Source organism: Protofrankia sp. CiP1_Cm_nod1 (assembly GCF_920888515.1).
Classification (GTDB): Bacteria; Actinomycetota; Actinomycetes; order Frankiales; family Frankiaceae; genus Protofrankia.
On the sequence record NZ_CAKKTM010000416.1, the window covers coordinates 1 to 9,930 of the forward strand.

Below are 9,930 nucleotides of genomic sequence, written 5' to 3' on the forward strand. Positions count from 1 at the left end.
GCCCTGTCCGCCGACCTCGCCGCGCTGCACCCGGCCTACCTGCGCGCGGCCCTGCTGGCCATGCCGGCGGACGGCCGCGGCCTGGTCGCGGACGCGGACGGTACCGGCACCGTCCTGCTCGCCGCCACGGCCGGCACACCGCTGGCGCCCCGGTTCGGGCCGGGCAGCCGCGCGGCGCACATCCGTTCCGGGGCCCGGGACCTGACCGGGCCGCTCGGCGGGTCCGTCCGCGGCCTGCGCCGTGACGTGGACACGATCGAGCATCTGCGGGAGGCGGTCGGTCTCGGCGTCGGCCCCTGGACCAGGCGGGCCCTGTCCGCCGGCCCGGGGACAGCGCTCCGGTGCCCGCCGGCCCGGTGACTCCCGCCAGGGGTCAGGCCGTGTCCGCGCCCACTGCGGTGACGGCGCCCGTCCCGATGAGATCCGTTCCTATGACGTCCACCCGCTGGCGCGTGCTGAGGGTGCCGCGGCCGGGCCCGCGGTAGGAGCCGGACGTGGGTGCCACCTCGGTGTAGTCCCGGCCGGTGGCCACGGTCACGTACCGCTGGTCCGCCAGCCGGTCGTGGCAGGGGTCGAGCGCGACCGCGCGCGCCCCGCCCCCGGGCAGCCCCGCGTCCGCGGGGACGATCACTTCGACCCAGGCGTGCGAGGCGCTCTCACCGGTCATGTGGCCGGAGACGTACCGCGCCGGCACGCCCGCGGCCCGGCACAGCGCCAGCATGACGTGCGCGTGGTCCTGGCAGACCCCGCGTCCCCCGGCGAGGGCCTGCGCGGCCGTGGTCGTCACGTCGGTGCTCCCGCCCGCGTACCCGATCCTGCGGTGCACCCAGGCGCAGCACCGCAGCGCGGTCTCGAGCGGGTCGGGGGCGGCCAGCGACCGGGCTGTCGCGGTTATGGCGGCGTCGGGTGCCGTCAGCGGGGTGGGCGTGAGCAGCCTGCGGCCGGTCAGGGCGGACGCCGGCAGCGTGGGCGGCCCGGCCCCGGCGGTGCGGGTGAGGACGACCGTGGCGTCGAAGTCGAGCCGCCGGGGCACGGTGTCCAGCCGCACCAGCGCGGCCGGGGAGCCGTCGGCCGTGCGCTCCCAGGTGACGGTGGCCGCCGGGTCGGACACGGCGAGGTGGTAGGCGCGTACCGCCTGGTCACCGTGCTGTCGCGGGGGAATGACGACCAGGCGGTGCGCCAGCTGCCAGGCCGGGCCGTCGTAGGTGTAACTGAACCGTTGCCGAATACGGTAGGTCACCGATGCGACCGCCGGGTCCGCCAGGTCGACGTCCATTTCCTCGGCGGAAAGCACACTGTCAGGCACTGTACGTAACAAGGCCGCCTGTGCCGCCTGCTGCGCGCGCACCGGCTGCGCCGGTACCGCCCCGGCCGTCACCGCCACGCTCCGACGACCGCCGGCACCGTCCGGCAGGATGTTTCCTCCATGCTGCGATATTCACCCGAGCACATTTCATGAGCGTTACACATCGCGTTCGTCCAGGCGTCATCCCGGACGAGTTGCGCGGGTCCTAATCGCCACACCCGGCTGCCGCGTTCCCGCGGGACTGGCACCATCGAGGGCATGACCGAGCTGGTGGTGAACCGATCTGAGCAACCGCAGCGCAAACCGCGAAGCGCCCTGCTCGAACCGCTGGAAGCACCCCGGCAACCAGTACCGTCAGATCTTCCAAATGATCGGTTCATCAACCGGGAGAAGTCCTGGCTGGACTTCAACGCGCGGGTGCTCGCGCTCGCCGAGGACGAGAGCGTCCCGCTGCTTGAACGCGCCAAGTTCCTGGCAATCTTCGCCAGCAACCTCGACGAGTTCTACATGGTCCGGGTCGCGGGCCTGATGCGCCGCGAGGCGACCCGGCTCGCGGTGCTCTCCGCCGACGGGCTCACCGCGCGCGAACAGCTCGACCTCATCAGCCGTACCACCGCCGAGCTCGGCGAACGCCACTCCCGCTGCTTCACCGACGCCGTCGTCCCCGCCCTGGCCGAGGCGGGCATCACCATCCAGCTGTGGAACGACCTGACCGACGGGCAGAAGGACCGGCTGCACCACTACTTCCACCAGCAGATCTTCCCCGTCCTGACCCCGCTCGCGGTCGACCCGGCGCACCCCTTCCCCTACATCAGCGGACTCTCCCTCAACCTTGCGGTTACTGTACGTGACCCAGGTGGGGACGGCGACCGGTTCGCCCGCGTGAAGGTCCCGCAGAACGTGCCCCGGCTGATCCGGGTCACTCCGGAACCCACCAGGGGCGTGGACGGCCACCGCCTCGCGCACGACCCGAACGGCGACGACCACGAGGTCTGCTTCATCCCGCTGGAAGAAGTGATCTCCGCGCACCTCTCGCAGCTCTTCCCCGGCATGGAGGTGGTGGACTCCCACCTGTTCCGGGTGACCCGCAACGCCGACCTGGAGGTCGAGGAGGACGAGGCCGAGGACCTGCTCCAGGCCCTCGAACGCGAACTGGCCCGCCGACGGTTCGGCCCGGCCGTACGCCTCGAGGTCGGCGACGACATCGACGACGACCTGCTGGACCTGCTGATGCGCGAACTTGAGGTCACCCATCGTGAGGTGGCCCGGGTCCGCGGGCTGCTCGACCTGTCGGTGCTGTGGGCGCTGTACGAACTCGACCGCCCGGAGCTCAAGGACCGGCCGCACGTGCGGCGGACCCACCCGCGGCTGGTGTCCGCCGACGAGCAGGTCGACTTCTTCGCGGCGCTGCGCGAGGGCGACGTGCTCGTCCACCACCCCTACGACTCGTTCACCACCTCGGTGCAGCGCTTCATCGAGCAGGCCGCCGCCGACCCGCAGGTGCTGGCCATCAAACAGACCCTGTACCGGACCTCGGGCGACTCCCCCATCGTGGACGCGCTGATCTCCGCGGCCGAGGCCGGCAAGCAGGTCGTCGTCCTGGTCGAGATCAAGGCCAGGTTCGACGAGACCGCGAACATCCGGTGGGCCCGCGAGCTGGAGCGGGCCGGCTGTCACGTCGTGTACGGGCTGATCGGGCTGAAGACCCACTGCAAGACCTGTCTGGTGGTCCGCCAGGAACGCGGCGGGCTGCGGCGCTACTGCCACATCGGGACGGGCAACTACAACCCGAAGACCGCCCGCCTCTACGAGGACCTCGGCCTGCTCACCGCCGACCCCGACATCGGCGCCGACCTCACCGACCTGTTCAACGTCCTGACCGGGTACAGCCGCCAGACCGAGTACCGCTCACTGCTGGTCGCCCCCCAGCTCATGCGGGACGGGATCATCGAGCGCATCGAGCAGGAGGCCGAGGCCGCGCACCAGGGCCGCCCGTCCGGCGTCCGGATCAAGGTGAACAGCCTGGTCGACGAAGAGGTCATCGACGCGCTGTACCGGGCCTCCCGCGAGGGCGTGCCCGTCCAGTGCCTCGTCCGCGGGATCTGCGCGCTGCGCCCGGGCGTGCCGGGCCTGTCGGAGACGGTGCACGTCCGCTCGATCCTGGGCCGCTTCCTGGAGCACAGCCGGGTGCTGGAGTTCACCGCGGTCCAGGAGTGCTGGATCGGCAGCGCGGACATGATGCACCGCAACCTCGACCGCCGGATCGAGGCGCTGGTACGGGTCGCGCAGCCGTCTCAGCAGGGGCCGCTGAAGGCCATGCTCGACCACTCCTTCTCCGACGGCGTGGCGGCCTGGATCCTGCGGCCGGACGGCACCTGGCACCGCCGGGCCGCCGACCCGGACGGGCAGCCGCTGTCGGACTACCAGAACGACCTGATGGGCGTGCGACCGCGGCGGGCGGCACACGCCTGACCACGGCGGACAACCCGCCGGAGCCTCCGGCCGCGCGACCATTCCATGATCGCACAGCCTTCGGTGCTGCCAGCCTTCTCCAGCCTCCGGCCGCGCGACCATTCCATGATCGCACAGCCTTCGGTGCTGCCAGCCTTCTCCAGCCTCCGGCTGTGCGACCATTCCATGATCGCACAGCCTTCGGTGATGTCGCGATACCGGTGTGATCCCGGTACTCAGTTGTCCTGCGGATCCTCGCTGGCGGAGACGCTGGCCTTGAACTCCGAACCGGGCCGGAACTTCGGCACGACCGAGGCCGCGACATGCACCGGCTCACCCGTCGCGGGGTTACGGCCGGTGCGAGCCGCCCGCTCGACGCGCTCGAAGACACCGAACCCCGTAATGGTCACCTTCTCACCGGCGGAGACGGCCTCCTGAATCGCGTCGAAGACGGCATCGACGGCCTTGGTCGCGTTCGACCGCCCGCCCTCGATCTGCTGAGCGATTCGATCAACCAACTGGGACTTGTTCACAACAACCTCCGGACGCCCCCCGCGAGTGCGGGGTAGGGAGCAGATCGGGCATCACACTGCGCTGCACCGTAGGCATGTCCACCGGTTAGGGCAATTCCCGTGCGCGTGTCGCGCGACACAAACATGCACGTCAGCGTCCCTTCTAGATCATCAGATGCCATCAGGAGGATGCCGGCGGTCCTCCGATGGGCTACGTTTCGTAGCATTCAATGTTTTTCGCTGACTCCTGCCGTGGCCGGTACGGTGGTGGGCAGCCAGCCGGGCCGGGTGGCCTCGAAGGCCGCGACGGCGTCCTGGTGGCGCAGTGTCAGGCCGACGTCGTCGAGGCCCTCCAGCAGCCGCCAGCGGGTGAAGTCGTCGATGTCGAAGGCCGCAACGAGCCCGGGCGCGCGCACCTCGCGGGCGGCCAGATCGACGGTGATCTCGACACCGGGATCGGCCTCGACCTGGCTGGTCAGCGCCTCGACCGTCGCGGCGGGCAGGGTGACGGCCAGCAGCCCGTTGCCGAGGGCGTTGCCGCGGAAGATGTCGGCGAACCTGGCGGAGATCACCGCCTTGAAGCCATAGTCCTGCAGCGCCCACACGGCGTGCTCGCGGGACGACCCGGTACCGAAGTCCGGGCCGGCGAGCAGGATCGTGGCACCGGCGTGGGCGGGGCTGTTCAGCACGAACGCGGGGTCGGCCCGCCACTCGGAGAACAGCCCGGCGCCGAAGCCGGTGCGTTCGATCCGCTTCAGCCACTCGCTGGGGATGATCTGGTCGGTGTCGACGTCGCTGCGCCGCAGCGGCACCGCCCGGCCGGTGTGGGTGGTGAACGCCTCCATCGCGGGTGCGCTCCCTTCGTCGGTGTCGAGGTTGTCGCCGGAGCTGCTGGCGGGGCGCCAGCGTCAGAGGTCCGCCGGGGTGGTCAGCCGCCCGGTGACGGCGGTGGCCGCGGCGACGGCCGGCGACACCAGGTGGGTGCGGCCGCCCGGCCCCTGGCGTCCCTCGAAGTTGCGGTTGGACGTGGACGCGCTGCGCTCCCCCGGCCGCAGGGTGTCCGGGTTCATCCCGAGGCACATCGAGCAGCCCGCGCTGCGCCACTGCGCCCCGGCTGCGCGGAAGACCTCGTCGAGCCCTTCCGCCTCGGCATCGGCCTTCACCACCATCGAACCCGGGACGACCAGTACGCGCACCCCGTCGGCGACCCGGCGCCCGCGCAGGACCTCGGCGGCGGCCCGCAGGTCCTCGATGCGCCCGTTGGTGCAGGAACCGATGAACACCGTGTCCACGGCGATGTCACGCAGCGGCGTGCCCGGGGTGAGCGCCATGTAGGCCAGGGCCCGCTCGGCCGAGGCCCGCAGCGCGGGGTCGGCGTAGCCGGCCGGGTCGGGGACCCGGGCGGCCAGCGGCGCGCCCTGCCCCGGGTTGGTGCCCCAGGTGACGAACGGGCTCAGCTCGGCGGCGTCGATGACGACCTCGCGGTCGAACGTGGCGTCGTCGTCGGTGGCGAGGGTGCGCCAGTAGGCCACCGCCTCGTCCCAGGCGGCCCCGGCCGGGGCGTGCGGGCGTCCCCGCAGGTGGGCGAAGGTCACCTCGTCCGGAGCGATCATGCCGGCGCGGGCGCCCGCCTCGATGGACATGTTGCAGACCGTCATCCGGCCTTCCATGGACAGCGACCGGACGGCCTCGCCCCGGTACTCGATCACGTACCCCTGGCCACCGCCGGTGCCGATCCGGGCGATGATCGCGAGGATCAGGTCCTTGGCGGTCACCCCGGCCGGCAGTGCCCCCTCCACGGTGACGGCCATAGTCCTCGGGGGCCGCTGCGGCAGCGTCTGGGTGGCCAGCACGTGCTCGACCTGGCTGGTGCCGATGCCGAAGGCGAGCGCACCGAACGCGCCGTGGGTGGAGGTGTGGCTGTCCCCACAGACGATCGTCATGCCCGGCTGGGTCAGGCCCAGCTGCGGGCCCACGACGTGGACGATGCCCTGGCCGGGGTCGTTCATGGGGTGCAGCCGGACGCCGAAGTCGGCGCAGTTCTTGCGCAGGGCCTCGACCTGGGCCGCCGAGACCGGGTCGGCGATCGGCAGCAGCGTGTCGACGGTCGGGACGTTGTGGTCCTCGGTGGCGATGGTCAGGTCCGGGCGGCGGACGGGCCGGCCGGCCAGCCGCAGCGCCTCGAACGCCTGCGGGCTGGTCACCTCGTGGACGAGGTGCAGGTCTATGTAGAGCAGGTCGGGTTCGTTGTCGGCACGCCGGACGACGTGGGCGTCCCAGACCTTCCTCGCGAGTGTGCGCCCCATGGCCCACTCCTTCAGGTGGCTTCCTCGGGCCCGTCCGGCAGCGCCGGGCGGGGTGACGAACGTGCGGTGCGGATCACTGACCCGGGCCATCCGAAATCTCGTACACCCCCGTGCATCTCATTATTTGGGATGGCAGTATCAATGTGTGGAACAGCTTAGCGGAGTCGGCGTGCTGGACAAGGCGGCCCTTGTGCTGACCGCGGTGGAGACCTCCCCCGCATCCCTGGGCGACCTGGTCGCCCGTACCGGGCTGACCCGGGCGACCGCCCACCGCCTGGCCGCCGCCCTCGAGGTGCACCGGCTGGTCGGACGCGACCCCAGCGGCCGGTTCGTACCCGGCCCACGGCTGGCCGCCGGCGGCGCGGCACCGCTGCCGTGGGCCCTGCTGGCCGCCGCCACGCCGGTGCTCGCGCACCTGCGGGACGCCACCGGGGAGAGCACCCAGCTCTACGTCCGGCGCGGGGACGTGCGGGTGTGCGTGGCCGCCGCCGAACGGGCCAGCGGCCTGCGCGACACCGTCCCGGTCGGGACCATGCTGCCGATGACCGCCGGCTCCGGCGCGCAGGTCCTGCTCGCCTTCGGCGCGGACCCGTTCCCGGGCCGGGACGCCACCGCCCCGGCCACAACCAGGGGCGCAGCGCCAACGGCGCCAACCAGGGGCACAGCGCCAACGGGGCTGGCCAAGGCGGTGGAACCGCCGGCGGGCGCGGCCTTCGGGGCGTCCACCCTGGCGCAGGTGCGGCGGCGGGGCTGGGCTGAGAGTGTCGGCGAGCGGGAGGCCGGGCTCGCCTCGGTGTCGGCCCCGGTACGCGACGCCACCGGCCGGGTCGTCGCGGCGCTGTCCCTGTCCGGCCCGGTCGAGCGGCTCACCCGCTCCCCCGGCCGACGCCACGGGGCCACCGTCGCCGCCGCCGCCGAACGGCTGAGCCGCCAGGCCACCGAGCCACCGAACGGCTGAGCCACCGAGCCACCGAGCGGCTGAAGCGGACCGTCCCACCGACGGCCCTGGGCCCGCTCGTCGGCGTGGGGCAGCTGCTTTCAGTGTCCGCGGGGCTTCCAGTTTCAGTGTCCGCGGGGCTTCCAGCATCCGCGGCGGACCCCCTGTACCCGCCGCGGGCTGGCCTCCGCCCCATCTGGCGCGTCGGAAAGAAGGCGTTCTCGCCCATATATGTCGTAGTGGGCAGCAGGTGGAGTGACGACGTCATCCGTCACATTTGATGGCCCGGAGTTTCGCCGTAAGCGAACGCGCGCAGTGCGGCGATGTTCAGGACGACGAGCGTCCGCCCCCTGTTCGCGATCAGCCGGCTCGACCGGAAGGTCCGCAGGTCCCGGCCGACGGACTCCCTGGACGACCCGATGGCGGCAGCGAGATCACGATGTGTCACACGTAACGTGATCGCGACGCTGCCGTCGGGCTGCCCGTCCCCGTGCCGGTGCGCGAGCTCGAGCAGGTGGCGGGCGAGACGGATGCCGGTCGGGTACGCGCCCAGCTCCGACCGGCGCCGGTCGGACTCCCGCAGCCGCCGGGTGATCGAGCTGACCAGGGCCCGCACGACCTGGGGATGGGTGGCCACGAACGTCCGGAACGCCTCGGCGGAGACGGCGACCAGCTGCGCGGGCTCCACCGCCACGACCGACGCCGACCTGGTCCCGCCGTCGATGACCGCCATCTCGCCGATGAGGTCGCCGGGGCCGCGGTGGGCGAGCAGGGTCTCGTACCCGCTCTCGGCGACGGTCACGACCTTCACGCGCCCGGTCCGTACGATCATCACCAGGTCGGCCCGGTCGCCCTCCTGCAACAGGACGTCACCCGGCCCGTAGTGCCGGACCGTGCCGAGCGCCTCGAGCGCGAGCCGGTCCTGCGGACTCATCTGGGCGTGTCCGTGTTCACCGCTGAGCATGCCCGCGCCCGTCCGTGTCACCTGCGGCCACTTGTTTCCTTCTGTCACAGAGCTGGTGGCGCAGAGTACCTTTTTGCTCCGGTACAAAAGCCGAGGCGGCCACTGGCCACAACACCATGACGCCGTACCGCCATGATCCTCATACTTTCCGCAGTGTCCGACGAGCCGCGCGGCCCTCTCCTGTCCGTTGGCGGTGTTTCCGTCATAAGGTCCTGCTCACCGGGTCTGCGCCGTGCTGCCTGGCCGGGTATCCTGGCCAACCGGCCAGGCCGGGCGTACCACGGCTGATGCGCGTACAGGGGGGAGCACCGGCGATGCGCAGGCTGGGTTCCCGCTACGTCCTGCACCAGCCGCTCGGGAAGGGCGCCAGCGGTGAGGTCTGGCGGGGCGAGCGGGCCGACGACGGCACCGGCGACCACGGGCCGGTAGCGGTCAAGATCCTGCGGCCCGAGCTGTCCGACGACCCGGAGATCGTCGACCGGTTCCTGCGCGAGCGCCGGGTCCTGCTGGCCTTCGACGACCCGCATCTGGTGAAGGTCCGCGACATCGTCGCCGAGGGCAGCACCCTCGCGATCGTGATGGACCTCGTGGACGGGACGGACCTGCGCGGCTATCTGCGCGCCCGCGGCCGGCTCCCCGCCGCCGAGGCGGTCGGGCTCGTCGGGCAGGTGCTCTCGGCCCTGGCCGTCGTCCACACCGCCGGCGTCGTCCACCGGGACGTCAAACCGGCGAACATCCTCGTCGACACCGGCGGCGGCGGGCCGGCCCGGGCCATGCTGACCGACTTCGGCATCGCCCGGCTGACCCAGAGCCCGTCCATGACCAGGCTCAGCGTCGCGATCGGCACGCCGATGTACATGGCGCCGGAACTCGCCGAGCACACCCGGGCGGGCCCCGCCGCCGACATCTACGGGGCCGGCGTCGTCCTCTACGAGCTGCTGGCCGGCCGGCCTCCGTTCGTCGCGCCGAACCCGATCGCCATGATCCGGGCGCATGCCTTCGAGGCACCACCGCCGATCGACGGGATCGACGGGCCGCTGTGGGACGTCATGTGCCGCCTGCTGGCCAAACATCCCTCGGAGCGGCCCGCCACGGCGGACGCGGCGCGCTTGGCGCTGCAGGCCGCGCTGGCCGGCCGGAAGCCGCATGACCGCGCCTTCGCGGCGCCGGCGGACCTCGGCAGGACATCCGTGATCACCTCACGGCAGTCACCCGGCGAGGACGACGACCCCGCGACCCTGCTCTCACCGACGGCGTCCTCCCCGGTGTCCCCCGCCGCCCCGGTGCCCGAGCCGGCACGCGCGGGCCCGGCTACCGGACGTGACCTGGCGGCCTCACCTGCCGGCGACGCCTCACCTGCCGGCGGCGCTCCGCAGGCACCGCCGGTCGCCGGGACCACCCGGCTGTCGGGCCCCGGGCCCGCCCAGGCGGGCGCGTACGGGACGGGCCGGGGG

The 9,930-nt window shown here is 72.4% G+C and carries 8 protein-coding genes and 1 pseudogene; 4 read left to right on the plus strand and 5 right to left on the minus strand.

The annotated features are described in order from the left end of the window. Positions 1-360, plus strand: a pseudogene (locus tag NBX02_RS18720) (2-phospho-L-lactate guanylyltransferase); the annotation flags it as partial. Between the two features lie 13 nt (positions 361-373). Here NBX02_RS18720 and NBX02_RS18725 read toward each other — a convergent pair. Continuing rightward, entirely contained in the window at positions 374-1,276 is a 903-nt protein-coding gene (locus tag NBX02_RS18725) for a transglutaminase family protein (protein ID WP_250286006.1), read from the minus strand. A 288-nt stretch (positions 1,277-1,564) separates the two neighbouring features. On the opposite strand from NBX02_RS18725, the gene NBX02_RS18730 reads away from it, so the two are divergent. Beyond that, positions 1,565-3,778, plus strand: a complete 2,214-nt coding sequence (locus NBX02_RS18730) for an RNA degradosome polyphosphate kinase (RefSeq protein ID WP_250285999.1) — start codon at positions 1,565-1,567, stop codon at positions 3,776-3,778. Between the two features lie 215 nt (positions 3,779-3,993). Here the strand turns inward: NBX02_RS18730 and NBX02_RS18735 are convergent, their stop codons facing one another. The 3 genes from NBX02_RS18735 to leuC form a co-directional block, all read right to left on the minus strand. Beyond that, complete coding sequence (locus NBX02_RS18735; protein ID WP_013874863.1) at positions 3,994-4,290, minus strand: HU family DNA-binding protein; 297 nt, start codon at positions 4,288-4,290, stop codon at positions 3,994-3,996. Positions 4,291-4,496: 206 nt separating this feature from the next. Continuing rightward, positions 4,497-5,114, minus strand: coding sequence for a 3-isopropylmalate dehydratase small subunit (gene leuD / locus NBX02_RS18740; RefSeq protein WP_250286000.1), 618 nt, complete (start codon positions 5,112-5,114; stop codon positions 4,497-4,499). 63 nt (positions 5,115-5,177) lie between these two features. Further along, positions 5,178-6,575 carry a 3-isopropylmalate dehydratase large subunit gene (gene leuC, locus NBX02_RS18745; RefSeq protein ID WP_250292426.1) on the minus strand — a complete coding sequence of 466 codons (1,398 nt, stop codon included), beginning with the start codon at positions 6,573-6,575 and terminating at the stop codon, positions 5,178-5,180. Positions 6,576-6,720: 145 nt separating this feature from the next. Here leuC and NBX02_RS18750 point away from each other — a divergent pair, with 145 nt between their 5' ends. After that, positions 6,721-7,533: an IclR family transcriptional regulator gene (locus NBX02_RS18750; protein WP_250286003.1), complete on the plus strand. Its 813-nt coding sequence runs from the start codon at positions 6,721-6,723 to the stop codon at positions 7,531-7,533. Between the two features lie 250 nt (positions 7,534-7,783). Here NBX02_RS18750 and NBX02_RS18755 read toward each other — a convergent pair whose 3' ends face one another. Continuing rightward, a complete protein-coding gene (locus tag NBX02_RS18755; RefSeq protein WP_250286004.1) occupies positions 7,784-8,446 on the minus strand; it encodes a Crp/Fnr family transcriptional regulator in 663 nt (220 codons plus the stop codon). Between the two features lie 344 nt (positions 8,447-8,790). On the opposite strand from NBX02_RS18755, the gene NBX02_RS18760 reads away from it, so the two are divergent. Further along, on the plus strand, positions 8,791-9,930 hold a 1,140-nt coding region (locus NBX02_RS18760), incomplete at its 3' end, for a serine/threonine-protein kinase (RefSeq protein ID WP_250292428.1).